General features: G+C 67.6%; 21 protein-coding genes. 7 read left to right on the top strand and 14 right to left on the bottom strand.

From position 1 onward, the window contains the following. Positions 1-2: 2 nt before the first annotated feature. The 4 genes from purT to ACT3SZ_RS12495 all read right to left on the bottom strand — a co-directional run bounded on the left by purT (position 3) and on the right by ACT3SZ_RS12495 (position 4,439). The gene (purT, locus tag ACT3SZ_RS12510) at positions 3-1,277 is read right to left on the bottom strand and encodes a formate-dependent phosphoribosylglycinamide formyltransferase (RefSeq protein ID WP_444619084.1); all 1,275 of its coding nucleotides are present in this window, start codon (positions 1,275-1,277) and stop codon (positions 3-5) included. A gap of 78 nt (positions 1,278-1,355) precedes the next feature. Further along, positions 1,356-2,312 carry a TauD/TfdA dioxygenase family protein gene (locus ACT3SZ_RS12505; RefSeq protein ID WP_444619082.1) on the bottom strand — a complete coding sequence of 319 codons (957 nt, stop codon included), beginning with the start codon at positions 2,310-2,312 and terminating at the stop codon, positions 1,356-1,358. A 74-nt stretch (positions 2,313-2,386) separates the two neighbouring features. Then, on the bottom strand, positions 2,387-3,199 hold the full coding sequence (locus ACT3SZ_RS12500; protein ID WP_444619080.1) for a MerR family transcriptional regulator: 813 nt from the start codon (positions 3,197-3,199) through the stop codon (positions 2,387-2,389). Positions 3,200-3,302: 103 nt separating this feature from the next. Further along, the gene (locus ACT3SZ_RS12495) at positions 3,303-4,439 is read right to left on the bottom strand and encodes an ATP-binding cassette domain-containing protein (RefSeq protein ID WP_444619078.1); all 1,137 of its coding nucleotides are present in this window, start codon (positions 4,437-4,439) and stop codon (positions 3,303-3,305) included. Positions 4,440-4,557: 118 nt separating this feature from the next. Between ACT3SZ_RS12495 and ACT3SZ_RS12490 the strand changes: the two genes are divergently transcribed. The 4 genes from ACT3SZ_RS12490 to ACT3SZ_RS12475 all read left to right on the top strand — a co-directional run bounded on the left by ACT3SZ_RS12490 (position 4,558) and on the right by ACT3SZ_RS12475 (position 11,187). Continuing rightward, on the top strand, positions 4,558-7,128 hold the full coding sequence (locus ACT3SZ_RS12490; RefSeq protein ID WP_444619076.1) for a YhgE/Pip family protein: 2,571 nt from the start codon (positions 4,558-4,560) through the stop codon (positions 7,126-7,128). Continuing rightward, positions 7,125-9,485, top strand: coding sequence for a YhgE/Pip family protein (locus ACT3SZ_RS12485; RefSeq protein WP_444619074.1), 2,361 nt, complete (start codon positions 7,125-7,127; stop codon positions 9,483-9,485). Before ACT3SZ_RS12490 ends, ACT3SZ_RS12485 begins: the two co-directional genes overlap by 4 nt. 25 nt (positions 9,486-9,510) lie before the next feature. Then, positions 9,511-10,335: an HAD family hydrolase gene (locus tag ACT3SZ_RS12480; protein WP_444619072.1), complete on the top strand. Its 825-nt coding sequence runs from the start codon at positions 9,511-9,513 to the stop codon at positions 10,333-10,335. 120 nt (positions 10,336-10,455) lie between these two features. Continuing rightward, complete coding sequence (locus ACT3SZ_RS12475) at positions 10,456-11,187, top strand: SDR family oxidoreductase (RefSeq protein WP_444619071.1); 732 nt, start codon at positions 10,456-10,458, stop codon at positions 11,185-11,187. A gap of 16 nt (positions 11,188-11,203) precedes the next feature. On the opposite strand, the gene ACT3SZ_RS12470 is transcribed toward ACT3SZ_RS12475, so the two are convergent. The 8 genes from ACT3SZ_RS12470 to ACT3SZ_RS12435 all read right to left on the bottom strand — a co-directional run bounded on the left by ACT3SZ_RS12470 (position 11,204) and on the right by ACT3SZ_RS12435 (position 18,210). Beyond that, positions 11,204-11,632 carry a hypothetical protein gene (locus tag ACT3SZ_RS12470; RefSeq protein ID WP_444619069.1) on the bottom strand — a complete coding sequence of 143 codons (429 nt, stop codon included), beginning with the start codon at positions 11,630-11,632 and terminating at the stop codon, positions 11,204-11,206. A 24-nt stretch (positions 11,633-11,656) separates the two neighbouring features. Further along, positions 11,657-12,538 (bottom strand): FAD:protein FMN transferase, encoded by an 882-nt coding sequence (locus ACT3SZ_RS12465; RefSeq protein WP_444619068.1) that lies wholly within the window; start codon positions 12,536-12,538, stop codon positions 11,657-11,659. A gap of 15 nt (positions 12,539-12,553) precedes the next feature. Further along, complete coding sequence (locus ACT3SZ_RS12460) at positions 12,554-13,435, bottom strand: aldo/keto reductase (RefSeq protein ID WP_444619066.1); 882 nt, start codon at positions 13,433-13,435, stop codon at positions 12,554-12,556. Positions 13,436-13,510: 75 nt separating this feature from the next. After that, entirely contained in the window at positions 13,511-14,116 is a 606-nt protein-coding gene (locus ACT3SZ_RS12455) for a GNAT family N-acetyltransferase (protein ID WP_444619064.1), read from the bottom strand. Between the two features lie 151 nt (positions 14,117-14,267). Then, positions 14,268-14,972 carry an energy-coupling factor transporter transmembrane component T family protein gene (locus tag ACT3SZ_RS12450; protein ID WP_444619062.1) on the bottom strand — a complete coding sequence of 235 codons (705 nt, stop codon included), beginning with the start codon at positions 14,970-14,972 and terminating at the stop codon, positions 14,268-14,270. Next, entirely contained in the window at positions 14,969-15,754 is a 786-nt protein-coding gene (locus tag ACT3SZ_RS12445; protein WP_444619061.1) for an ECF transporter S component, read from the bottom strand. Before ACT3SZ_RS12445 ends, ACT3SZ_RS12450 begins: the two co-directional genes overlap by 4 nt. A gap of 193 nt (positions 15,755-15,947) precedes the next feature. Then, positions 15,948-17,711, bottom strand: a complete 1,764-nt coding sequence (locus tag ACT3SZ_RS12440) for an NAD(P)H-hydrate epimerase (RefSeq protein ID WP_444619059.1) — start codon at positions 17,709-17,711, stop codon at positions 15,948-15,950. 79 nt (positions 17,712-17,790) lie between these two features. After that, entirely contained in the window at positions 17,791-18,210 is a 420-nt protein-coding gene (locus ACT3SZ_RS12435; RefSeq protein ID WP_444619057.1) for a hypothetical protein, read from the bottom strand. A 519-nt stretch (positions 18,211-18,729) separates the two neighbouring features. Here ACT3SZ_RS12435 and metE point away from each other — a divergent pair. The 3 genes from metE (at position 18,730) to ACT3SZ_RS12420 (ending at position 22,910) form a co-directional block, all read left to right on the top strand. Next, on the top strand, positions 18,730-21,081 hold the full coding sequence (metE, locus tag ACT3SZ_RS12430; protein WP_444619056.1) for a 5-methyltetrahydropteroyltriglutamate--homocysteine S-methyltransferase: 2,352 nt from the start codon (positions 18,730-18,732) through the stop codon (positions 21,079-21,081). A gap of 141 nt (positions 21,082-21,222) precedes the next feature. Beyond that, a complete protein-coding gene (locus ACT3SZ_RS12425) occupies positions 21,223-21,756 on the top strand; it encodes an RDD family protein (RefSeq protein WP_444619054.1) in 534 nt (177 codons plus the stop codon). 419 nt (positions 21,757-22,175) lie between these two features. Further along, positions 22,176-22,910: an SPFH domain-containing protein gene (locus ACT3SZ_RS12420; RefSeq protein WP_444619052.1), complete on the top strand. Its 735-nt coding sequence runs from the start codon at positions 22,176-22,178 to the stop codon at positions 22,908-22,910. A 225-nt stretch (positions 22,911-23,135) separates the two neighbouring features. Here the strand turns inward: ACT3SZ_RS12420 and ACT3SZ_RS12415 are convergent, their stop codons facing one another. Together ACT3SZ_RS12415 and ACT3SZ_RS12410 are read right to left on the bottom strand one after the other, a co-directional pair. Then, positions 23,136-23,993, bottom strand: a complete 858-nt coding sequence (locus tag ACT3SZ_RS12415) for a MarR family winged helix-turn-helix transcriptional regulator (protein ID WP_444619051.1) — start codon at positions 23,991-23,993, stop codon at positions 23,136-23,138. 101 nt (positions 23,994-24,094) lie between these two features. Continuing rightward, positions 24,095-24,517, bottom strand: a complete 423-nt coding sequence (locus ACT3SZ_RS12410) for a DUF1801 domain-containing protein (RefSeq protein WP_444619050.1) — start codon at positions 24,515-24,517, stop codon at positions 24,095-24,097. Positions 24,518-24,826 lie beyond the last annotated feature (309 nt).

Raw genomic sequence — 24,826 nt, 5'->3', positions numbered from 1 at the left:
CGCTACGCGCGTCCCCAACCGTCGGTGACAACCTCAGGCGCGGCAACCTCAACAGGCTCAAGACCGACGGTGACGGCGGACGCGGCCTGCGTGGCGCGCTCGCGGGCGGCGTCCACCGTCTCGGCGGTGGAGAAGGCCACGCCCATGCGGCGTCGTTCATGGCTGACCGGCTTGCCGAAGATGCGGACCTCGGTCTCCGGGACGCTCAAAGCGTCCTTCAACCCGGTGTAGGTCGGGGCGGCGTCCGGCGCGCCACCCTCCACGCCGCCGTAGATCACCGCGGAGGCGCCCGGGGAGATCAGCGTGGTGTCGATCGGCAGGCCCAGGATCGCGCGGGCGTGCAGGTCGAACTCGCTGAAGCGCTGCGAACCCATGGTCACCATGCCGGTGTCGTGCGGGCGGGGGCTGACCTCGGAGAAGTAGACGTCGTCGCCCTTGACGAAGAGTTCCACGCCGAATACGCCGCGTCCCCCCAGCGCGCCGGTGATGCGAGCGGCGACCGATCGCGCGGACTCCAGCGCCGCCGTCGTCATCTGCGCCGGCTGCCAGGACTCCACATAGTCGCCCCGGTCCTGGCGGTGCCCGATCGGCTCGCAGAACCAGGTGGCGTCCTCCCCGGAGTCCGGATCCACCGAACGCACCGTGAGCAGCGTGATCTCGTAATCGAAGGGCACGAACTGCTCGATGATCACCCGGCCCGACGACACGCGCGCCCCGCTCATCGCGTACTCCCACGACGTACGGACGTCGTCCTCCGAGCGCACGTAGGACTGCCCCTTGCCCGAGGAACTCATCACCGGCTTGACCACGCACGGCATGCCGATACGCTCCACCCCCTCTGCGAACTCCTCGTAGGTCGAGGCGAAGACGTGGCGGGAATTCGGCAGGCCGAGGTCACGGTCGGCGAGGGTACGGATGCCCTCGCGGTTCATCGTCAGACGCGTCGCCCGGGCGGTGGGGATGACCGTCGCCAGGCCCTCGTCCTCCACGTCCTGCAGTGCGTCGGTCGCCAGCGCCTCGATCTCGGGGACGACGAAGTGCGGACGCACCTTCTCGACGAGACCGCGCACGGCGGCGGCGTCCGCCATGTCGATGGTGTGGTGCGCGTCGGCGACGTGGTGCGCCGGCGCCCCGGCGTAGCGGTCGGCGGCGTGGACCTCGACCCCGTAGCGCTGCAGGGCGATCGTCACCTCCTTTCCGAGCTCCCCGGATCCCAGCAGCAGGACCCGCGTGGCGTTGGGCGCGAGAGGTGTACCGATGACGTCAGGCGTGTACATGGGACAAGACGCTACCAGCCGGGTCGCGGGAAACCCGCAGTCTCGTCAGGGTGCAGTCACTGTTCAGTCACTGTTCCGTCACGCCACCGCCAGGTTTCCCGGATAACCAGGCAGGCGGTCCTCCTCGTCGATGACCGAGTACGCCGAGGCGTCCCCGGTGATCACGCGCGAATGCTCGCCGGTGATACTCACCGGCACGGGCCCGGCGAGGGTGACGCGATGGTTCTTCCGCGCCTGGTCGCCGAAGTCCGCGACCCCGTAGTGCTGGGTGGCCAGATTGTCCCAGATCGCCACGTCGCCCTCCTCCCAATGCCAGCGCAGCGTGTTGTCCGGCGACAGTATGCGGGCCTGGAGCAGCCGGACGAGGTCACGGGACTCGTCATCACGCAGGCCGGCCAGGTGCGAGACGAACTGTCCGAGCAGCAGCGAGCGCTCCCCCGTCGCGGGGTGGACGTGGACGACCGGGTGCTCGGTCTCGAAACGCACCCGGGTGAACTCCGCATAGGAGAAGCCGCTGGAGTCGGTGGAGTCCTTGTTCTGCGCCTGCTCCCGCGCGGAGGCGTAGTCGTAGTCATTGGTGTGCACCGCCCACAGTCGGTCCGCGAGTTCGCGCAGCGGCTCCGGCAGCCGCTCATAGGCGGCGACCGTATTCGCCCACTCCGTGGCCCCGCCGTAACCGGGCAGTTCCACGGCACGCAGGACGGAGATCTTCGGCACCCGGTCGACGAAGGACACGTCCGTGTGCCAAGCGTTCGCCGCCCCCTCCAGGATGAGACGGTCCTGACCGTGGGAGGCCACGGTAGGGTGCGCCAGGGTGGGCGTGCCCAGCAGCCGGGCGAAGGCGTACTGGGAGTCGTCGGTGAGGTGGTGCTGGCCCCGGATGATGAGGACCTTGTGGACGGCGAGCTGGGAGCGCAGCCACCCGGCGGTGTCTGCGTCGAGGTCGCCGTCGAGACGCAGACCCTCGACCTTGGCGCCGACGCTGTGGGACAGGCGGGTGAGTTCGATAGACTGATCTGTCTGTTTCTTGGTCATGGGGTCAGCCTGGCACAGCCCACCGGGACCGTGCACCGGTTCCAGTCGGTGTGAATCTTACTGCGCCTTGCGGCTCACCAGTGGGGATTGTCCAGGTCCACTCCCTGGTCTGCAGCGTTCGCCTTGATCAGCTCCACCAGGTAGTCGGTGTGGTCCACGCCGTCCACCGTCCAGTTCGTGCGGAACCGGTCGTCGCCGACGTACATCGCCGACAGGATCACCTGCCGGTCGTGCGGGCAGTCGTACCACTGCGAGATCGAGCGACGCTGACGCTCCGCCAGGGCATTGCCTTCCTCCGAGCCCGGCGCGACGTCGCGACCGTGTGCCTCGGCGAGCGCCCGGGCGAAGTCGTCGCCCTCGGCGCGGATCGCCGTCCAGTCGTCCTCCCCCATCTTCTCCATGACCTGCTGCGAGCGACGCCATTCCTCGGTGTCACCCCAGCGCTCCTCGGCCTCGCGCTGGTAGTCGGGGTCCCAACCGTTGCCGAGGATCTCGCGCACCCGCTCAGCGGGGACCGGGCCGGTGTACACGCCTGACTCCGTCTCGGCGAGCAGGTCCTCCACCGCGGCGAGCATTCGCTCGACCCCCTCACGGCGGTCGCGCAGCATCTCGCGCTGGCGCAGCAGGTGTGTGCGCTCGTCGGCACCGTCCAACATCTCCGCGATCTCGCCCAGCGGGACGCCGGACTCGCGGTAGACGAGGATGCGCTGGCCGCGGACGAGGTCGTCGTCGGTGTAGATGCGGTAGTCCGACCAGGTGCGGACCTGCGGGACGAGCAGTCCCTTCGCGTCCCAGTGGTGCAGGGTGCGCACCGTGACGCCGAGGAAGTCGGCGGCCTGGCTGACGGTGAGTTCTGTGAGTTCTGTGTTCTGTTCGTTGTGTTCCATACCTAGGATCCTCGCCCCTGACGCTGCGTGAGGGTCAAGCGCAACTTTCCGGGCCGATTCTGTCGATGCCCTACAACGCCACATGCCAAATCGGCCCGGATAGTTACAGGACGTGGGAGCGGTCGCTGACAGCGTCGGCGAAGGCGGCATTGTGGCAGGACCACAGCACCGCCGGCGCAAGCGCCTCCTGCGGCGCGAGCCCACGAGCGGCCAACTCCGCGTGGTACTCCCCGGCCGCATATCCGCGCATCACCCTGACCAGCCACGCATAACCCGCCGCGTCCAACCCCACGGTCGGCTCGTCGAGGATCAGCAGGCCCGGACCCCGCACCAACGCCGCGGCAACGGCGAGCATCCTGCGCGGCGAGCTCGGGACGTCCAACGGGTGGACGTCGCGCCAGCGCTCCAGCCCCACCCACCGCAGCGCCGCCTCGGCGTGCGCGGCATCCGTCCCCACCGCAAGCTCCTTGAGGACGGTGCGCTTCGAGAACGCCGAGTCCATGTGCGTCGGCGCCCAGCCGGGCGTGGGGACGTCGAGCGTGCCGTCGTACGGAAGCAGGCCGAGGACGGCGAGCATCAGGGTGGTCTTGCCTGACCCGTTCGGACCGGCAAGGTGAGTGACCTGCCCACCCTGCACGGTGAGGCTGACGGGCCCCAGGGTGAAGGAGCCGCGCGTGACCGTCAGGTCGCGCGCCGTCAGCACCGTCCCGCGGGAGGACGCTGCGGGCGCAGCGTCCGGCACGGGATCGGGAGCGGCGGCGGGCGTGGCGTCCAACCGCATCTCGTGGCGTGCGTCGTCAGCGAGCACGGTGCGCACCCGGTCGTAGACGGTGACATCGCCGTCGAAACCGGCGAGGGTACGCCGCAAGGTCTCGACGGCCGCGGCGTCCAACCCGTCGGTCGGGCAGTCCAGCACGAGGGAGCCGGGGTCGCGCAGCAGGGCCGCGGCGATGGCGACCCGGCGCGTCTGGCCGGTGGACAGCCGGGAAGGTTCCCGGTCGGCGAGGGCGCGCAGCCCCCAGGTGTCCATCGCCGTATCAATCCGGGCGGCCATGATCTCCGGTGCGATACCCTGCTGCTCCATGCCGAAAGCCAGTTCCTCGCGGACGGTGGCGCGCAGCAACGAGACGTGGGCGGCGGCGTCGTTGCCGACCCAGGCCGCCCCGGATTCCTCCGCGGCGGCCCACGCGTGTTCGGACAACCCTGCCCCGGAGGAGTCCCAGATGAAACGGTCGATCATGAGGTGACCGTACCAGCGGGAGGGTTGAAGACTTGCGCCCGAGAAGCTCCAGAAGAAGTTCACTACGGATAATTGCACACCTACCTCATGTAGGGGGCCTAAGTGCTACGGTCACCGGGTGGCTGCAAGTTGGAATATCTTCACGCGGGACGTCGGACGGATCCTGCGCACCCCCAAGGTCTGGGTGATCGTGATCGGCGTGCTGATCACCCCTGCGCTGTATTCGTGGGTGAACGTCGCGGCGTTCTGGGACCCGTACGGCAACACCGAGAACATCAATGTCGCGGTGGTGAATGAGGACGAGGGGGGAACCTCGGACATCACCGGGCCGATCGACGTCGGCGGACAGCTCGTCGACCAGATCAGCGAGAACGACCAGTTGGGCTGGCAGTTCATGGACGAGGACGAGGCCGCCGAGGCGGTGCGTCGGGGTGATGTGTCCGCCAGCATCACCGTGCCGTCGACCTTCTCCTCCGACATCCTCAGCATGTTCCAGGGAACCTACTCCCAACCCACGCTGAAGTACCAGGTCAACGAGAAGAAGAGCGCGATCTCCCCGAAGATCACCGACCAGGGCGCGACGACCCTGGACACCACGATCAACTCGGTGTTCAAGGAGACCGTCGCCGAGGCCGTGACCACGGAGCTGCGCGAGGCCGGCGGCGACCTCGGCGACCAGCTGACCGACGCGGGCACCCGCACCGCCAACGCCTTCGACGAGACGGCCGAGACCATGGCGTCCGCGCAGGACGAGGTGACGCGCATCAGCGAGCGCCTGGAGGACGCCCGCCCCACGATCTCTGCGACGCAGGACGCACTGCGTTCCGTCGACGCGACGCTGGGCGACGCCACCACCGCGCTCGGGCAGGTGCAGACGATCATGAGCGAGGTCCAGACGCAGGTGTCGGACTTCTCCGACGCCGCGACCTCGGCCTTCCTCGACAGTTCCACCGCCCTGGCGGACGGTACGTCCTCGGCGAACTCCGCGATCGCCTCGGTCACCGGCGAGCTGGAGCGCGCCGGTGCCGGCATCGGCACGGCCACGCGCGAGGCGTCCGGCATCGTCCGGCAGGCCGATAGGGCCATCGACCAATTGCAGAGCCTGGTCGACAGTGCCGCGGTCACGCCCGGCGTCGCCGGTCCGCTCAGCGACACCCTCGACGAACTGCGCGAGCGCAATGCCTCCAACCAGGCGATCATCGACGACCTGACGGGCCTGCAGGACAATGCGTCTGACACCCTCTCCTCCGTCAACGCCGCGGCGGACGCCCTGGCGGACGCCACCAGCGACACCCGGCAGACCGCCGAGGGCCTGCGCAGCGCCGTCGGCGACTCCATGCCGGCGCTGAATTCGGCCATCAACCAGGTCAACTCCACCGCCGGTGCGTTCTCCTCCGCACTGAGTTCCCAGCGCACGCTGATCGGTGAGTCGATCAACCTGCTCGACGGCGTCGACGGGCAGATCGGCACCACGCAGGACGTCCTGGGCAACTTCCGCGACGACCTCTCCGGCATCGAGGACGGCCTGGGCACGGCGCGGGCGGACGTCCTGGCGTTGAACGCCGCGTCCGGCTCCGGGGTGCTCGGCACCGTCGCCGGGCTGGACTCGGTGGGTATCTCCGAATTCATGGCCAGCCCCGCCGAGGTGGAGAGCCACGCGGTGTACCCGGTCGGCAGCTACGGCTCCGGCATGGCCGCCCTGTTCACCAACCTGTCGCTGTGGATCGGCGCCTTCATGCTGATGATGATCTTCCGCACGGAGGTCGACACCGCCGGGCTGAAGAAACTCACCGTGGCCCAGGCCTACCGCGGGCGTCTGCTGCTGCTCGCCGTGCTGGCCGCGTGCCAGGGCGTGGTGGTCTCCGTCGGCAACCTGATCATCGGTGTGCAGACCGTGAACCCCGTGATCTTCGTGGGCACCTGCGTGCTCGTCGGACTGTGCTACCTCAGCATCATCTACGGGCTGGTGTCCGCTCTCGGGCACATCGGGCGGGTGATCGCCGTGGTCCTGGCGTTCCTCCAGATACCGGGAGCCTCGGGCATGTACCCGATCGAGATGACCCCCGACTTCTTCCAGGCACTGCACCCGATCCTGCCGTTGACCTACGGCATCGACGTACTGCGTGAGACCATCGGCGGCTTCTACCAGGACCACTACTGGAAGGCGATGGGTGCGCTGGCGCTGATGGCGGTGCTCGCCTTCGTGGCCGGCACCCTGGGACGCCGCGGCCTGTCGAATGTGAAACGCATGGTCAACCGGCAGCACGCCGCGTCCGGCCTGATCGTCAACGACCAGGTCGAGATCGTGGGCAGCAGCTACCGCCTGACCGACGTCATCCACGCCATGCGCGACCGCGACGCCTTCCGCGACGAGATCGACCACCGGTGGAAGGCGGTGCGCGACAACTACACCACCCTGCTGCGCGCCGCCGTGATCGCCGGCGTGGTCGGCGTGATCGCCCTGTGCGTCCTGTCCCGGGTGTACTCCGGGGAGAAGGCGGTGATCTTCGGCCTGGCGTGCCTGTGGGGCCTGCTCATCGTCGGCGTGATCGCCGCGCTGGAATACGTGAAGCAGAGCTTCGCCCACGTCCAGGAACTCACCGACCTCTCCGAAGAGGAGCTGCGGGAAGCCGCCGCCGCCCAGGCCGAACGGCACAAGACCTACTCCCTGGACGGTGACAACGCATGAGCAACGCCATGAAGATCCTGCGCAGCGACCTGCGCGGGCTGCGCAACAATGTGATGTCCTCCGTGGTGGTTGTGGGTCTGATCCTGATCCCGCTGCTGTTCTCCACGTTCAACGTGCTGGCCAGCTGGAACCCCTTCGGCAACACCGACCAACTCAAAATCGCCGTGGCCAGCACCGACGAGGGCCACGAGAGCGACCTTGCCTCCCTGAAGATCAACCTGGGCGACCAGGTGCTCTCGCAGCTCAGCCGTAACGACCAGATCGACTGGGTCATCACCGCCGAGGACGAGGCCATCGAAGGCACCAAGGCCGGCGACTACTACGCCGCCATCGTGCTGCCGCCCACGTTCAGCACCGACATGCTGACCTTCTACGTGGAAGGTTCCGAGCCTTCCACGCTGGACCTGTACACCAACGAGAAGAAGAACGCGCTGTCCACGGTGATCACCTCCCAGGGTGCCGAGGGCATGATCTCGCAGATCAACGAGACCTTCACCCGCACGATCAGCAGCGTGGGCCTGGGCCTGGTGTCCTCCCTGGACGACTACCTGGAGCAGGACGACACCCAGGCGGCGATCCAACGCGTGGAGTCGCGTGTGGAGAACGTGAGCACCCGCCTGCACTCCGGCGCGCAGACCGTGCGCTCGCTCACCGGCCTGCTGGACACCTCCATCCCCCTGGTGGAGGGCGCGGGCAATATCGTGGAGGCCGCCGGCGGGCAGTTCGACGACCCCTCCAGCCAGGCCGGCGACGGTGCCGGCGCCGCCAGCGACCTGGACTCCACCCTGCGCGGTGCCACGGACTCGCTCGAAACCGCGCTGGACGCCACGGGCCAGAGCTACGCCGCCGTTGGTGAGCGTCTCGACGAGCTCTTCGACAGCGCCGACGCCACCAGCACCAGCACCGCGTCCACCTTCCGCACCATGGCGCAGCGCGTGCAGGAGCAGGTCGACTTCTTCCAGTCGCTGCGCGACACCCTGGATGCCAATGTGTCCGGCGTGCTGCCGGACGTGGCCGAGCCCGGCTACGAGCGCGTGCTCTCCCGCATCGATGCCGCCATCGACCGCAGCACCGACCTGCACGACAACCTCGCGCAGACCGCCGAGGACATCGAGGCCGGCACCAGTTCCTCGGAGTCCTCCCGGCAGGAAAGCCGCGACGCGATTTCCCGGGCGCGCGCCGCCGTGACCGACGCCGTGACGTCCTACCGCGAGGACCTCAAGCCGCAGCTCGATTCGCTGGGCGACACCCTCGACTCGCTGGGCAATAACATCGCCAGCGTCCGCGAGGACCTGGGCGACATCCGCGGCACGATCTCGGACTCCCCCGGTTCCGTGGGCGAGGCCCTGTCGCGCACGCGCGACGCCACTGCCACGATGGCCGACCGCCTCGACGAGCATGCCGACCGTTTCTCCGAGCTGCAGGAGGCCCTGGCGACCGCCGGCGACACCGGCGACTTCTCCCGCCTCGCCGAGGTCGTGGGCTCGGACCCGGAGGCGCTGGCCTCGCAGCTCGCCGCCCCGGTGGAGGTGGAACGCGACCCGGTGTTCCCCGTCGCCAGCTTCGGCGTGGGCATGGCGCCGCTCTACACCGCCCTGGCGCTGTGGATCGGCGCGACCATCACCGCCGTGCTGGTGCGCACCGGCCTGCCGGAAAAGAAAACCGCCGGGAAGGACGCTGCGGGCGCCGCGTCCGGCGACGGTGGTGATGGGGGCGACGGCGGTGACGGCAGTGACGGCGGTGACGGCGCTGCCGCCGCCACTGCGGCTGACGGGGAGGACGCTACGACGCAGGACGTCGCGGCGGCCGAGCCGTCCGACGCGGCCAGTGCGTCCGACGCCGAGCCGGAGTACACGCGGGCGCAGCAGTACTTCGGACGCTTCGGCATCTTCGCGCTGATCGGCCTGGCGCAGAGCACCCTGGCGGTGCTCAGCCTGATCTTCTTCGTGGAGATCGACGCCGCGCACCCGTTCCTGCTGATGGTCTGCGGCTGGGTCACTTCGCTGGTGTTCATGCTGGTCGTGTACACGCTGGTGCTGTCGTTCGGCAGTGCGGGCAAGGCGATCGCCGTGCTGCTGCTGGTCTTCCAGGTGTCCGGTGCCGGCGGCGCGTACCCGCTGCCGCTGCTGCCCCAGTGGTTCCAGAACATCAGCCCGTGGCTGCCCGCCACCCACGCGATCGACGCCATGCGCGCCGCCATCGCCGGGATGTACCGCGGCGACCTGTGGATCGAACTCGGACTGCTGCTGCTGTTCGCGGTCCCCGCCCTGATCCTCGGCCTGGTGCTGCGCCGCCTGCTCGACGGCTACAACCGCAAGACCACCGAGGCCATCGAGTCGACGAAGATCATGTCGTGAGAGAGTTCGTGAGAGAGTAGGCCGTGTGAAGAAACTCGCGGCCTTCGACTTCGACGGGACCATCCTCTTCGACGACGGGGTGCACCCCGACACCTGCCGCGCGATCCGCGCGTGGCAGGACGCCGGGCACCTCGCCGTCGCCGCCACCGGCAAGTCCCTGTCCGCCGCCCGCTACGCCCTGCAGGACGTGGACATCGCCTTCGACTACGCGGTGCTGTTCACCGGCTCCGTCGTCACCGGCCCGGGGTGGGACGTGCTGCACCACACGCCGCTTCCGTCCGAAAGCGTCCGACCGCTGGTGGAGATGCTCGCCGGCGTGGAGGGTATCGCCGTCTACGGCACCATGCTGCACGGCCGTGACGTGCGCTTCAGCACCACCATCCCCGACGATCCGGGCACCACGATCCTGCGCGACTTCCGGGAGATGGGCTTCGACGAGATCGACGACCACGAGTTCATCGGCGTGCCCGTCCGCGTGCCGGGCAACGAGGAACTGAAGCTGGAGCTGGTCGCACGGATCCGGGAGGCTGTGGGCAGCGGGGGCGCTAGCGGCGCTGTGGGTGCCGACTGCGTGGTGAACCAGAACTTCATCGACGTGATCCCCGCCGGAACCACCAAGCAGGCCGGGCTGGACTGGCTGACCGGCCACCTGGGCGTGGCGCGCGAGGAGCTGGAGGTCCACACCTTCGGCGACTCCTTCAACGACCTGCCGATGCACGCCGGTGCCGACCACTCCTACAGTCTGCCCTGGTCACCCGACGAGGTGAAGAACGCCACCGATGAGGTCATCGACTCGGTGGCGGGGACGCTGCACCGGTTGCTCGCCGAGGACGATCCCACGCCGCGGTGAGGGATGGTCTGGCAGTACACCGAACAGCAGTCACTTCCGCGGCATGATCGACGATGCTTGACTTGAGGCGTCCCTGAACAGGGCATACTTGCTCCTTCCCCTCAAGAACGGATCGTCCCCATGTCGAATACTCCTTCAGACCTCGTCGCCGTCGTCACCGGAGCGTCCTCCGGCATCGGGGCGGCGACCGCCCGGGCGCTCGCGGCGACCGGCTACCGCGTGGCCCTGCTGGCCCGGCGTCTCGACCGGATCGAGGCGCTGGCCGCCGAACTGGACAACGGGTCCATCGCGATCCAGGCCGACGTCACCTCCCACGAGCAGCTCCTCGCAGCTGCGCAGCGGGTGCAGGATGAACTCGGCGGTGCCGACGTCCTGGTCAACAACGCCGGGACCATGCTGCTCGGGCCATTCTCCGCCGAGCGCCACGACGACTACCGCGCCATGGTCGAGGCGAACCTACTCGGCGCGATCACCGCCACGGAGGTCTTCCTCGACCAACTCACCGCCGGTGGCGGCGACCTGGTGAACATTTCCTCCGTCGCCGGACGCACCGCGCGCCCCACCAACGGCGTCTACGCTGCCACCAAGTGGGGAATCAATGGCTGGTCGGAGTCTCTTCGCCAGGAGCTGCTGCCGGACGTGCGCGTCCTGGTCATTGAGCCCGGGGTCGTGGACACCGAACTGCCCACCCACATCACCCACGACGCCACCCGTGCCGCCGTCCAGGAGGGTTACGACGCCGCGACGGTCAAGCCCGAGGAGATCGCCGACATCATCGCCTTCGCGCTGACCCGCCCGCGCCACCTCGCCATCAACGAGATCCTGGTGCGGCCCTCCACGCAGGCCGGGTAGCACGGGGTTCAGGCGGTCAGGCGTCGCGGGCTTCCTCGCGGATCTGCTCGACGGCATCATTGAAGCCGTCGCCACAGCTGCTCGAGCCGGCGAGGAACCCGACCTCGACGTCGTCGATGCTCTCACCGACCACCTCGTCCGGCAGCGCGGCGGCGAAACGCTCCTGGTAGCCGCGGGAGGTGTCGTTGTTGTCCTCCATGAGTTCCGATTCGACGTCCGTGATGAGGTCGTCCTCGATGGTGACCGTGAAGTCCATGTGGGACGGCGCCCCGCCGTAGACGCCGCGGGCCGTGTACGTCCCGTCGGTGTAGCCGCCGGTGCTGGTGGGTGCGGCGGTTGTTGTTGGACTCGGCTCGCCGCCTCCGCTGCATCCAGCCAATACCGTGGCAAGGGACACCGAGGCTGCGGCACCGAAGGCCGCGCGGGTCAGAATATGGGACTTCATGGGGAGGGTCTCCTTAGGTGGGTTCTAGATGAAGAGCTCGCCGGTGAAGTTGTCCGACCACTGGACGCGGCCGTCGGCGAGCATGCGTACCCAGGCGGCGTCGAACGCGCCCACCTGCCCGGGATCGGCGAGGAACAGTGCGGTGGCGAGCCCGTCCGCCGTGGCGGCGTCGGCGGCGACGACCCACGTCCCGACGACGTCGGTCACCGGTGTCCCGGTGCGTCCGTCGAGGATGTGGTGCAGGCCCTCGCCCCAGGTACGACGGTTTACCGCCGAGGCGCAGAGCGCCGCGTCCTGCAGCGCGACGGTGCCGATCACGCGCCCTGGGCGCGTGGGATGTTCCAGACCTGCGACGACCGGCTCCGGTCCGACGTGTCGCACGTCTGCGCCCCCGTCGACGAGGGCGTTCTCCACACCGGCATGCCGCAACAGCTCGGCGACCAGGTCGACCAGGTGCCCTTTTCCGGCGGCCCCCACGTCGATCACCAGCGGCCGCTCGGTGACCAGCGTGTTTCCGTCCCCCGTCCGACGGACGTCACGCGACCAGTTGTCCAGTGTGCGTGAGGCGAGGCCGTCCCGGTCAGGGATCAGGGAGTAGCCGGCGTCGTAGCCGAGCAACTCCAGATCACGGCCGACCAGCGGATCAACCGCCCCACCGGTGGCGTGGAAGAGACGGTCGTAGAGGTCCAGCAGAACCACGTCACGCGCGGGAATGCGGAACGATCCCCCAGCGTCCGCACGCGCGATCTCGGCGACGAGGGAGTCGGCGCGGAACCGCGACCACACCCTGTCGACGTCCTCACACAAGGACAGGACGTCCCGGCGCAGCGCGCCGGTCAGCGGTTCGTCGGTGGTGACGCGCCAGCCGGTGCCGATCGCGTCGAAGGCGAACACCGTGCGTCCCATGGCTACGTCCTGCGGTCAGGCTTCGGGGATGTCGCGCCCGAACGCCTCCGTGGTGATGGACTCGGGGTCGGGTCCGCCGCGGACCCCGGTGTCGAGGCTGTTGACCTTGGCGAGGTCGGCGTCGGTCAGCTCGAAGTCGAAGACGTCGAAGTTGGCGGCGATGCGCTCCGGGTTGACGGACTTCGGGATCGCCGAGCGCCCCTCCTGGAGGTGCCAGCGCAGCATGACCTGCGCCGGGGTCTTGCCGTACTTGTCGCCGATCTCGCCGAGGACCGGATCGTTGAAGGTCGAGCGGTCCGAATCGCCGCGGTAGCTGGTGATGCCACCCATCGGCGACCACGCCTGGGTCAAGATCCCGTGCTCCTTGTCGGCGGCCTGGACGTCCTGCTGGGTGAAGTACGGGTGCACCTCGACCTGGTTAACTGCCGGGACCACGTCCGTCTGCTCGATGAGGTCGCGCAGGACCTCGGGCATGAAGTTGCTGACGCCGATGGCGCGCACCTTCCCGTCCGCCAGGAGGGTCTCGAGCGCCTTGTACGCTGCGACGGTCTTGTCGAACTCGGTGGGCATGGCCTGGTGCAGCAGGAGGAGGTCGATGGTCTCGACGCCGAGCTTGCCGGCGCTCTTGTCGAAGGCGTGGAGAGCCTCGTCGTAGCCGTAGTCGCTGATCCACAGCTTCGTCTCGACGAAGATGTCGGAGCGGTCCACGCCCGAGCGGCGAATCCCCTCCCCCACCTCGCGTTCGTTGGAGTAGGCCGCTGCGGTGTCGATCAGACGGTAGCCGACGCGCAGCGCCTCGGCCACGGAATCTGCCGTGGTCTCCGGCGGGGTCTGGAAAACGCCGAAGCCCAGTGCGGGCATCTCAACGCCGTTGTTCAAAGTTACGTTAGTGGTCATGGTTACCGACGGTAGCGCGGGTCGGGGGCGTTAGGCAGTGACTGTCAGAACACCCCTCGGCGCGGCGGTCACCGGCTACCTGAGGCCAACTACCGGTAGTCCGAGTCGGTAGCGCAACGAGCTGCGGACCTGGGGCCACTCTGTCGCAATGACTGAATAGACGCAGGTGTCCCGCAGCGACCCGTCCAGAGTCCGAGTGTGTTGCCGGAGCACTCCGTCGAGCTTCGCGCCGAGTTTTTCGATTGCGGCCCGGGACCGATGATTGTGCCAGGACGTACGAAACTCCACGGCCGAGCATCCCCACTGCTCGAAAGCCTGTGTAAGCATGAGGAGCTTGGACTCGGCGTTGATCCCTGTCCCCTGGGAGCTGGCCGCGCTCCATGTTGACCCGATCTCCACCCGCGGTACCGTCGCATCGATGTTCATGAAGGTCGTCATGCCGATGATCCGCGCATCACTGAGGTCCCGGATGGTGTACGCGATCATGGTGCCACGGTCCTGCGCCTCCAATCGTCTAGTGATCTCCGCACGCATCTCATCAGGAGACGGAACGCTCGTGTACCAGAGATTCCACAGTTCACCGTCCTTCACTGCGTCACAAAGGCCGTCCTCATGGTCGAGACTCAAGGGCTCCAACCGGACGCGACGGCCTGAGAGCTCAACAGGCTGAATACAACTCATACAGGTACCTTATCGTGACAAGCGAAGACCTCGGGTCCAGTCGTCCGGCTGGGGTCCCGAGGTCTTCTTCCGATCCTGTCGTAACAGGTGGCAATGGCTCGAGGTTAGCACTTTCGTGCACCTGGGCGTCGTGGTCGCGGTGGTCGCGAAGCTAGAGGAAAACCCCGCCGACGATCACGACCACCGCGGTGGCGACCATCAACCACCGGCACGCCTGCTGCACCGTGGAGTCCGCGACCGGCATGAGCAGCGTGCGCGGGCCCGGCTCGCCGATCCCTGTTCGCTGCAGGGGACGCGCGCGCTGGGACGCGTCGTCGATCAGCCCCACCACCAGCGGCAGGACCGTCGCTCCCCGGGAACGCCACGTGTCCACGTCCACCCCGCGGGACGCCTGGACCTGCCGGATCGTCCTCCACCGTTGCTGCGCCATCGGCAGAAGCCGCACCACTGTGCCCACCATGTAGACCAGCGGTGCCGGCACGCTGAGCTGGAGTCGCCGCATCAGGGCGTCGGCGTCCACGAAACTGCCGAGCACCAACCCCGCACACGTCATCGCCGCGAAGCGCAGACCCAGGTCCCAGGCGATCCACGCACCGTCCGACGTGACCGGGACCAGGAACCGGGCGACCTCCACGTCCCCGAAAGGCACGTAGATCAGGGCGTACGACAAGAACGCCGGTGCCGACAGCACCAGGCCGGCGACCAGCGCACGGCGCTGGCGGCGTCCTCCCGCGCATGTAAGAACCACCGCGAGCAGCAGGAACCCGGCGGAAACCCACGGATCGTGCACCACCATCACCGTGATGATCGAGCACACCGCCGCCGTCAGCGGGGTAAGCGGACTGACCGGACTCATGCCGTCGCAGGGGCCTTTCGCGCCTCGGCGGCGTCTGGGTCGAATGTCCTGAGCGAGCGCTCCGGCAACGACCGCACCACCACCCACACCACAAGGAAGACGATCACCTTGTCCAGCGGGTCCGAGGTCCACGACTGCAGGAACACCGCCGTGGTCTGCGACGCCCCGAGAGACTGGTAGAAACTCACCAACAGGCCCGTGCCCGTGCCCGCCGTGCCGCCGAAGATGAACGACGCCACCGGCGCGGACACCAGCGCCGACAGGAAACCGAGCACCAGACCCGCGACCGCGACCTTCCACCACGAGGACCGGAACAGCCTCCTGACCAGACCGGCAGCGAGGCCCATCAGAGCGTAGCCGGCGGCGAAGGGGACGATCGTGGGGTTGAACGTGCCCCACACCAACGCCGAGAGCCCGCCGGTCGCCAGACCCGCCGCCGGGCCCGCCAGCACACCGACCAGCACGGTGCCGAAGGAGTCGAGGTACAGCGGGATCGGCAGGCCCATCGTGCCCACGACCTGCCCGACAACGATGTTGAGCACCAGCGCCACCGGCATCAACGCCAACGTGCGCACCGGCAGCGTGGGAATCACCACGACCAGGGCGATGATGGTGGGCACCAGGAAGCCGACGAGGGCGATCGTGGTGGAGGCGGAGTCCGCCATGGAGGAGAAGTCGGAGTCCTCCGGCTGGTTGAGCACCAGGTAGAGCCAGGTCACCGCGTAGATGACGACGGCGACCGAGATCAAGGTGATGCGTAAAGGGCGTGACAGAGGACGCACGGGGGAGGCTCCTGGGTGGGACGGGACGGCGCGCGGGGATGCGGCACCGTGGCCGCTCCCCTATGTCACCTCGGAGGACGGCCTGTGGCTGGCTGCTGGTCGGTAGCCCGCAGCCGGTCTGTAGCTCGTCCCAACTTGCCTAGTCGCGGTGGCCGGAGCAAGACGGGGTGCGGGTTGCTCCTACGAGCGCTGGTCAATTCCCCCAACGCCGCACAGCCCAGCTCTCGTGCATACGGGCCTCGGCTCGTAGACTCCGCAGGACGCCGGGGATCCTCTCGGAGAGGCTTCCCGCTGTGCAGGCCACCGCCGGCTCCGCCCTGGACATGGCCATCAAGGCCCGCGCACGGAGCACCAGAGGAATGAAGGCATTGACCCTGTTGTCCGGCATCCTCATCCCTGCAGCGAAAGAACCGGCCACCAACTCCTCCGCTCCTTGCACGGTGAGCATGGTTCCCGAGCGCACGATCCAGGTGTCGAGCTTCCGGACATAGACACTGGTCGGGCCGACCAGAAGCACCGAGGTCCTCGTGCACGAGGCGAGCTCTTCAGCCAGCGCCACCGGGTCCAGCTCCTCACTCTGCTCGCCTGACGAGCCACCCCATGCACTCAACGCCGCTTCCGCGGTCGGCCGGTCAATAACCAGCACTACCTGCCTCGCCCCTCTGACCTTCGCCTCTTTGGGAGGCCGCTGCCCCGAGTGAATCCAGTCCAGGACCGCGGTGCGCGTAGCAACGATCATCCGGGCGTCGAGGATCCTGTCGTCCACATCCCCGGAGCACAGCACCCACGGGATCTCCTCACCGTGAGTATCCCCTTCTTGAAACGCCACCTCGACCGCCGGCAGCATCTGTTCAATGCGTCCGGCAGCCGCTGGATCAGCGACGATACGGCAGGCCGTGCTCGCCGCCGCCCCTGCGGCAACCAGTGTCGGAGTGCCGGGTTGGCAATCCGGGACTCCGGCGATCCCGATCGTCGGCATCACCGGTGTATCCGAGGGGTACGCACTGGCAACCACAGAAAGCTGACTGTCACCGTCATCACCGACCAGGGAGCCGAGGAATTGAACAATTCCTTCGTACGAATTGAGCAATGCCCCTTCCGCCCCTTCCGAGTACGCGGTGAACACCGGGACAGTGTCATCAGGCCAGGGGTCCTGAGCAAGGAGGGCCCGTCGACCCCGAACCGGGACATAACCGTACTCGTCGAAGAAATCTTGATAGTCGCGGTTCGTGTTGTCCTCGTACTCGATCCGGCCCAGGAACCTCTCGACCCCGGTCTTCACGACGACCAGACGACCACAGTCTTCCCGCAGCAGATGGACGGGGCGTAGTCCACCGGCGACAACGGTCACCGATGCGGTGAAGCCGCCCAGCGCTGGCGACGCATCCGTGAGGTCCATCGTCCGGCCGGTGTCCGGATTCATCCCGGTCGGACAATCGACGGCGACGACGTCCGACGCCTTCCAGAGTATTCCCGCCCACAAGGTCGCAGGTCCTCGGAGCCTGCCGTCGAATCCTCGACCACAGATCGCGTCAATAGCGATACAGGGCGTCCAGACGTCATCACTACCCCGGCGCGTTGTGTGCTTGCCGTCGAGAGCCAGGAAATCCTTCAGCACGGCGTGGGACGCTGGCGGCGCGTCCTTATGCCATAGCCCTTGAGGATCATCGCAGTAGTCGGGATATCCGTCGTACCGGTCCCGCTCCTGAGGTGCCGGTACAAGTTGAACCTCCACGCGGTATCCACGCTTCAGTAGCTCGATACCGGCCCGAAGTCCTGCCCGTCCATTTCCGCCGGCCCCCGCGAGTACCAGGACCGGAAGCGGCCTCCGCTCACCCGGCATCTTTGCTTCCACGCAGTCCGCGACGGCCACAGCCTCGTCGTTGTAGCAGGCCTGCCGATAACGATCGGAGCGACGACTCTCGGGATCGGCTTCATCCCGGTCCCAGTCAGCCAAGGCCGCGCGGTACTGCTCTCCTGTGTAGACCCTCCACATCACACCGACACTACGTGACGTGCGCTGTATCGCGGACGGATCATCTACGCAGGATGCTCTCATCCTCGAGGTGCCCGATCTCGCGGTCACCCACCTCGTCCTCCAACTCAACCAACAGCGAGGCGGCCCGTCCCACGTCCGTACACGCTGAAGGCGCCTCGGGAATAGTGCCCGTGATCGTCGCGACGAGGATCTCATCGGAGTCCTCCTGCACGGCCGCACGCGTCCCGTAACAACTGGTGGTCCCCGCCGTGAAATGCACCCGGAGACTCGTCGCTGCTACCTCCTCGACGGACTCCCACTGGACGATGCGCTCGTCGGTCATGTCATCACGCGGTTCGTCGTCACCCGCGTCCGTTACGGAGCTCGACCCGCCCTCCTGGTCGTCCCGATTCTCCACGGAACATCCGAGCAGCAATGCAGGAAGCAGCAACACTGACAGGCCTTTGAGGCGGGACATTTTTCACTCCGTAGGGATTGCGGTTCGCTACACTCACTGCAGTTCCTTGTGAGCCACACTACCTACTTTTGCTGGCAACACAACCGCTCGGCCACGGTCCACTCCTGCAGCCAGACAGCGCACCGCGGGTACCTAACCTGCGCTGCGGCGAGGAGTCTGCGGAGAGACCTGAACAGACGGTGCGGCAGGCGACATGAGCGAAATAACGTGATGGACTTGACAGACTAAGCGGTCTACTGGTTACCTAGGTCGCGAAGCAGTCGACGAGAGTCGAGTTCCCCTCCTGGAGCCCCGGACGAGGTGGAACCTGCGGTGATGAACCGCAGCATGTGGTCTGCCGTTCACGGTCGTCATCAGCGTTCTCAGCGCTGTACAACGCTCACAGCGTCTCTGACGAGAATACCGTGTCCGCGCGTTCCCGGGGCCTACCCCGAGGCGCGGCTAGAACTCTTCTAGGGCCCCACATGTGACTCACCGGTCGACGGCGAGAACCGTACATCCACATGTGAAGGATCATTTGTGACCGCACAGATCAACGCCACCGTCGCCGGGGTTCCGCGCATCGGCCCGAAGCGCGAGCTGAAGAAGGCCCTCGAGACCTACTGGAAGGACGCGTCCACCGGACGCAACCTGGCCACCGTCGCCACCCAGCTGGTCAACCAGCAGGCCGACAACCTCACCCAGGCCGGCCTCGACTCCGTGCCCACCATCGGCCGTAGCTTCTACGACTCGATGCTGGACACCTCCGCCCTCCTCGGCGCCCTGCCGACCCGCGTCGCCGACATCGACGACCACGGCAACGACGGACTCCCCGCCTACATCGACCGGCTCTTCACCGCCGCCCGCGGCACCGCCGGCCTGCCCGCCAGCGCGATGACCAAGTGGTTCGACACCAACTACCACTACATCGTCCCCGAGCTCGCCGCCGACACCGAGTTCCGTCTTGACGACGCTGCCCTGCTCGCCGACCTCGGCGACCAGGTCACCCGCGGCACCGTCGCGCGTCCGGTCATCATCGGCCCGCTGACCTACCTGGCACTGGCCCGCACCACCGACGGTTCGGACGCCCTGGCCCACCTCGAGGAGATCTTCGAGGCCTACGCCCGCCTGCTGCCGCGCCTGGCAGACCGCGGTGCCGCCTGGGTCCAGTTCGACGAGCCCTACCTGGTCACCGACGTGGACAAGGACGACGCCCGCAAGGCCGACCTCCTGGCCCGCACCCGCGCCGGCTACGAGAAGCTCGTGGCCGCCGCCGGAGAGACCAACCTGCTGGTCCAGACCTACTTCGGTGACGGCGACCTCGCCGTCAAGACCCTCTCCGGCATCGGCATCGCCGCCTTCGGCGTCGACCTCGTGACCGGACGCACCGACGAGCGTCAGGCCGACGACACCAACGTCGCCGACGCCGACCTGCTGCCGTCCTGGACCGGCGACGAGGAGATCCTCGCCGGCGTCGTCGACGGACGCAACATCTGGCGCACCGACCTGGCCCGCGCCCTGGACACCCTCAAGGCCCTCGCCGCACGCGGCCCGGTCGGCGTGTCCACCAGCTCCTCGCTGCTGCACGTCCCCTACTCCCTCGCCCAGGAGACCAGCCTCGACGACGACTCCGAGCTGCGCAGCTGGCTCGCCTTCGGCGCCGAGAAGGTCGCCGAGGTCGCCGTCCTGTCCCGCCTGCTCAACGGCACCGAGACCGAGGACGACAAGGCCGCCGTCGCCGAGGCGGAGAAGGCCGTGGCGTCCCGCCGTGCCTCCGAGCGCACCCGCAACAGCGCGCTGCGTACCCGCACCGACGCCGTCACCGACGCCGACCGCAGCCGCAACCCCTTCGACCAGCGCCGCGAGGTGCAGGACAAGGAGCTCGGCCTGCCGCCGCTGCCGACGACCACCATCGGCTCCTTCCCGCAGACCACCGAGATCCGCCAGGCCCGCGCCAAGCTGCGCAAGGGTGACTTCACGCCCGAGCAGTACCACGAGGCCATGGTCAACGAGATCAAGGACGTCGTCGACCGCCAGGAGGCCCTCGGCCTCGACGTGCTCGTCCACGGCGAGCCCGAGCGCAACGACATGGTCCAGTACTTCTCCGAGCAGCTCGAGGGCTACCACTCCACCGATCTGGCGTGGGTCCAGTCCTACGGTTCGCGTTGCGTGCGCCCGCCGATCCTCTTCGGCGACGTGACCCGCCCGGAGACCATGACCGTCGAGTGGTTCAAGGTCGCACAGTCCTTCACCGACAAGCCGGTCAAGGGCATGCTCACCGGCCCGGTCACCATGCTCGCCTGGTCCTTCGTCCGCGATGACCAGCCGCTCGGTGCCACCGCCGACCAGGTCGCCCTGGCCCTGCGCGACGAGATCTCCGACCTCGCCGACGCCGGCGCGAAGATCATTCAGGTCGATGAGCCCGCCATCCGCGAGCTGCTGCCGCTGCGCGCTTCCCAGCAGCCCGCCTACCTGGCCTGGGCCGTGGGTTCCTTCCGCCTGTCCACCGCCGGTGCGGAGGATGCCACCCAGATCCACACCCACATGTGCTACTCCGAGTTCAACGAGCTCATCGGCACCGTGGGCGACCTGGACGCCGACGTGACCTCCATCGAGGCCTCGCGTAACGGCATGCGCGTGCTGCACGCCCTGCGCGACTCCGGCTTCGAGCTGGGCGTGGGCCCGGGTGTGTGGGACATCCACTCCCCGCGCGTCCCCGACCAGGGCGAGGTCGACACGCTGCTGGCCGAGGCACTGGAGGCCGTCCCGGCCCGCCAGCTGTGGGTCAATCCCGACTGCGGTCTGAAGACCCGCGGCTGGGACGAGACCACCGCCTCGATCAAGGTGCTCGTCGCCGCCGCCGAGAAGGCTCGCGCCAGCGTCAACGCCTAAGCATCACCGCATCACCGGCGCACTATTGAAGCGCTGCCACGCAGTAACCCCAGGGTTGGGCTTCCCATCCCCTGGGGTTTCTGCCTTATGCTGTAGGCCCCCCTAACCTCCCTCACGACAAGTAAAGGACACGAGAGTCCCATGACGAACAACCCGAACCCCAACCCCTACGACGGTGTTCCGTCCTACGGCGCCTACAACAACAACCCCTACGGGCAGGACGCCAACCACCTCGTGCCGAACCCGCGCCCCGGCGCCGGTCGCCGGCTGGGTGCGACGCTGATCGACATGATCATCATCGGCATCATCGCGACCGCGATCACCTCGCTGGCCGGCATCGAAACGGCCTCACTCGATCCTGGCCCGATGTTCGTATCGAGTCTGATCTCCTTGATCGTCTGGTTCATCGCCCGTGTCGGCAGTGAGGTCGCGTGGGGTGCCACCCCGGGCAAGCGTCTGCTGGGCATGAAGGTCGTCACCGCCGACGGCTCCAACCCGGACGCCGTCTCCTCCCTGAAGCGTAACTCCTGGTATGCCGCGCAGATCATTCCCTTCGTCGGGTTCTTCGTCTACCTCGGCCTCGCGATCTTCATCGGCGTCAAGATCTCCAACGACCCGGAGAAGCGCTCCTGGTTCGACAAGTTCGGTGACCTCAGCGTGATCCGCACCTCGTAGTACCCCGGGATCCCCGGTGTCCAGACCCCCGGCATATTGTTGGTTCTCACCTCGGGAACCAACAATATGCCGGGGGTCTGATGCGTTCATCCGGTGCCATTCCCCTGCACACGCCAACCGTCCGCGCTAGGCTGGCTGCAGCACCGCACCGTGGTTGCTGGGCGCTTCCGGACTTCCGGGGCGTTCCCGATTGAACTGGTGCGGACCGCTACGGTAACGCCTGACCAGGCAGGGGTTCGAGTCCCCACACTCCTTGAATGGGTTGCCGTCGCGCGGACCATGTTCGGCAGGAGCCTGCGGCCCGGCCCGATCCCGCACCCTGCTATCTCCTGGGTGTGGGGGACGCCCCGGTGCCCCGCCCCCGTCGGCCCCGCCCGGCGGCAACCCCTCCAACTTCCCTCAACAACCACGGTGATCACATGAGCTTCCTCCGCTCCCGCCGGTACGCGTCCGTCGGGTCCGACGCGTCCTTCTACATGCCCCTCTCCAACACCTCGAGGTGGCAGTCGTGCACGCTGCGCTCGCCCGTCGCCCTGCCGGGCCATGCCGTCCTACGGCAACGGGAAGGACGCATCGAGCGGTTGGACGCCCGGGCCGTCGCGCGTCCCGGCGACCGTTTCCGCCAGGTCGACCGCCGTCGCCGGCTGATCACCGTGCACCCGCAGACCGTCCCCACGTCCGACGCCCTGCCGGTGACCCTCACCCTGGCGATGTCGGTGCACACCGTGGACCCGGTCACCTATGTCTCCGCCGCGCAGGGCCCCGACGAGGAGATCTACCTCGCCGCCCAGATTGCGCTGCGTGAACTCGTCGCCACCATGCCGCTGGAGGACTTCGCCGGCTCGCGCATCGACCTGTCGCCCGTGCAGGACGCCCTCGGCAATACCGCCGCGTCCGTCGGCGTGGCCGTCGACTCCGTCCTGCTCAAGGACGTCAGCCTGCCCGCCGAGTACTCCTCGGCGCTGCAGGACGCAGTGGTGTCCAAGGTCCTCGCCGAGAACGACCTGGAGCGCGCCCGTAACGAGGTCAAGACCACCCGCGCCCGTCTGGCCAGCGCGAAGGTGCTGGAGCAGAACCCCGTCCTGGCGAGGATCCGCATGCTCGAGGCCCTGCCGCCGGGCTCGACGATTGAGGTCCGCCCCGACCAGGCGTAGGTCCCACAGGCCCCAAGTCCCGGGCAGCAAGAAAACCCCGGAGGTCGGTGTCGCTCAGGCCGCCATGTCATCTGTGTCATGCCCCAGGTCGAGGAACGGTCGTTTTTCCGACCTGGGGCATGACACAGATGACATCGCCCAATCTCGGCCGGACTCCCCCCTAGCGACAGCAACCCCGGAGGTCGGTGTGACCGACCTCCGGGGTTGCTATCGCGCAGTGCTTGACTAGGCGAACCGAGCGCCGCGTCCGAAACCACGTCCGAAGCCACGGCCGAAGCCCTGGCCGAAGTCACGGCCCGTCATGCCCATGCGCATCATCGCCATCCGGCCCATCTCAGCGCGCGGGTCCATCCCGTGCTCCTCGAAGCCCTCAGCGCCAGCCGGGATGTCGCCGGCCTCACGGTCGCACCACTCGGCACGGTCCTCGTCAGGACGCTGGCCACCGCGACCGCCGCGACCACCGCGCCGGCCCCGTCCACCGTGTCCGCCACGACCACCGTGGCCACCGAATCCGGGCTCGCCGCCGAAGGGGTGCGGACCGCCGAAACCACGGCCCCGACCGTCGCCGCCACCTTCGCCGCGGAAGTCGCCCCGGAAATCGTCGGGGAACTTCGCACGCACGGCGTCCGACACCCGATCCAGCAGGTCGCCGAACTGGTCGCGCTCATCCTCGGACAGCACGTCGAAGGGATCCTCCATCTCCTGGAAGCCCGACTCCGCAGTCCTGCCCTCCTCGGTGATCTCGACGTTGAAGGTGCGACGATCGGTCTCATCGCGCTTGCGTTCCACGAGCCCGGCGGACTCGAGCTTGCCGAGCAGCTCGCTCAGCGACTGGGGACGCACACCCAGCATGTAGGCCAGTTCGCGCTGCGGCATCGGGCTACGCAGGGTCAGGATGCGCAGCACCCTGCCCTGACCGGCGCGCATGCCGCCGAATGCTCGACCCCCGCGACCCATCATGTCCATACGTCGCAACATCATGGCGAGGTGAGTGAGGCGCTCGGCGAGATCCGGGGACACTGCAGTGTTCGCTGCGTTCTCGGTGTTCTCGGTGTTCTGGTTGTTCTCGGTCATGTCTTCCATGTCCACTCCTTGAGTTGATGCGGTACCTGTTGTTCAGGTACCTGCTGAAGTAGATACTACGCAGGTACCTGACAATGTCAAGCGGTACCTTCACATCTCCCCTAGTTCAGTCCCGCTCCCTCCCCGGACGCCGCGCTGACCAGCGCGTACAACACATCCCTGTCGACGTTCGCCAGACGGGTGATGTACAGGCAGGCCGTTCCGGCGCGGTACGGCCCAAGGTCGCGCATGAGTTCCGGGTACCGTTCCTCGAATCCACCGTCGAGGTAGATGGTGTGCTGGCGCGCACCGGTAGCGAACGCAGCTACCGGCATATCCCCCTCGTGGCCGGACGCGTAGCGGTAGTGCCGGTGTCCGAAACCGATGATGCGCCCAGCCCAGACCACCGGCTTCTCACCAGTAATGTCCCGCATCATCGCCACCAGCTCGTCTGCCTCAGCACGGCGAGGACCGCCTACACGGTCGAGGACGTCGACGTACGGGGTCTCGGACGGCGACATCGCCGGAGTACTTTTCTCTGCCATGTCCCTAGTTCTACTGGGCCTCAGACAGGAGTGTGACGGGTGTATGTGAGAATGCCGACTCCATTGGGTGCCACGACACTGTGCCCGAGCTCGAACCTGGCGCGTGTCCCACGATCATCGAACATGCGCTTTCCCTCTCCGAGGGTGAGCCGAAAGCCACGGCAGAAGAGCCTTGACCGGGTGTGATCCAGCGCAGGCCCGTGTAGGGTGGTGGGTGTCAGGGAGACCCCCACCTCGCCGGCGGGTGCCGCTCTGATCATAAAAACAGCCCCCAGAGCTTGGACCCTCCGGAGGCTGTCGAGCACCAAA

It is taken from the genome of Corynebacterium sp. AOP40-9SA-29 (assembly GCF_052377405.1).
In the GTDB taxonomy this organism is placed as follows: Bacteria; Actinomycetota; Actinomycetes; order Mycobacteriales; family Mycobacteriaceae; genus Corynebacterium.
Note: the sequence above shows the minus strand (reverse complement) of the source record. Positions and strands in the feature narration are given on the sequence as shown.

Excerpts from the sequence above, each read along its gene's own strand:
- ACT3SZ_RS12450 (WP_444619062.1), bottom strand. The coding sequence starts at position 14,972 with ATGAGTCCGGTCAGTCCGCTTACCCCGCTGACGGCGGCGGTGTGCTCG.
- purT (WP_444619084.1), bottom strand. The coding sequence starts at position 1,277 with ATGTACACGCCTGACGTCATCGGTACACCTCTCGCGCCCAACGCCACG.
- ACT3SZ_RS12425 (WP_444619054.1), top strand. The coding sequence starts at position 21,223 with ATGACGAACAACCCGAACCCCAACCCCTACGACGGTGTTCCGTCCTAC.
- ACT3SZ_RS12495 (WP_444619078.1), bottom strand. The coding sequence starts at position 4,439 with ATGATCGACCGTTTCATCTGGGACTCCTCCGGGGCAGGGTTGTCCGAA.
- ACT3SZ_RS12455 (WP_444619064.1), bottom strand. The coding sequence starts at position 14,116 with ATGAGTTGTATTCAGCCTGTTGAGCTCTCAGGCCGTCGCGTCCGGTTG.
- ACT3SZ_RS12475 (WP_444619071.1), top strand. The coding sequence starts at position 10,456 with ATGTCGAATACTCCTTCAGACCTCGTCGCCGTCGTCACCGGAGCGTCC.
- ACT3SZ_RS12420 (WP_444619052.1), top strand. The coding sequence starts at position 22,176 with ATGAGCTTCCTCCGCTCCCGCCGGTACGCGTCCGTCGGGTCCGACGCG.
- ACT3SZ_RS12505 (WP_444619082.1), bottom strand. The coding sequence starts at position 2,312 with ATGACCAAGAAACAGACAGATCAGTCTATCGAACTCACCCGCCTGTCC.
- ACT3SZ_RS12465 (WP_444619068.1), bottom strand. The coding sequence starts at position 12,538 with ATGGGACGCACGGTGTTCGCCTTCGACGCGATCGGCACCGGCTGGCGC.
- ACT3SZ_RS12415 (WP_444619051.1), bottom strand. The coding sequence starts at position 23,993 with ATGGAAGACATGACCGAGAACAACCAGAACACCGAGAACACCGAGAAC.
- ACT3SZ_RS12410 (WP_444619050.1), bottom strand. The coding sequence starts at position 24,517 with ATGGCAGAGAAAAGTACTCCGGCGATGTCGCCGTCCGAGACCCCGTAC.
- ACT3SZ_RS12485 (WP_444619074.1), top strand. The coding sequence starts at position 7,125 with ATGAGCAACGCCATGAAGATCCTGCGCAGCGACCTGCGCGGGCTGCGC.
- ACT3SZ_RS12460 (WP_444619066.1), bottom strand. The coding sequence starts at position 13,435 with ATGACCACTAACGTAACTTTGAACAACGGCGTTGAGATGCCCGCACTG.
- ACT3SZ_RS12500 (WP_444619080.1), bottom strand. The coding sequence starts at position 3,199 with ATGGAACACAACGAACAGAACACAGAACTCACAGAACTCACCGTCAGC.
- ACT3SZ_RS12435 (WP_444619057.1), bottom strand. The coding sequence starts at position 18,210 with ATGTCCCGCCTCAAAGGCCTGTCAGTGTTGCTGCTTCCTGCATTGCTG.
- ACT3SZ_RS12470 (WP_444619069.1), bottom strand. The coding sequence starts at position 11,632 with ATGAAGTCCCATATTCTGACCCGCGCGGCCTTCGGTGCCGCAGCCTCG.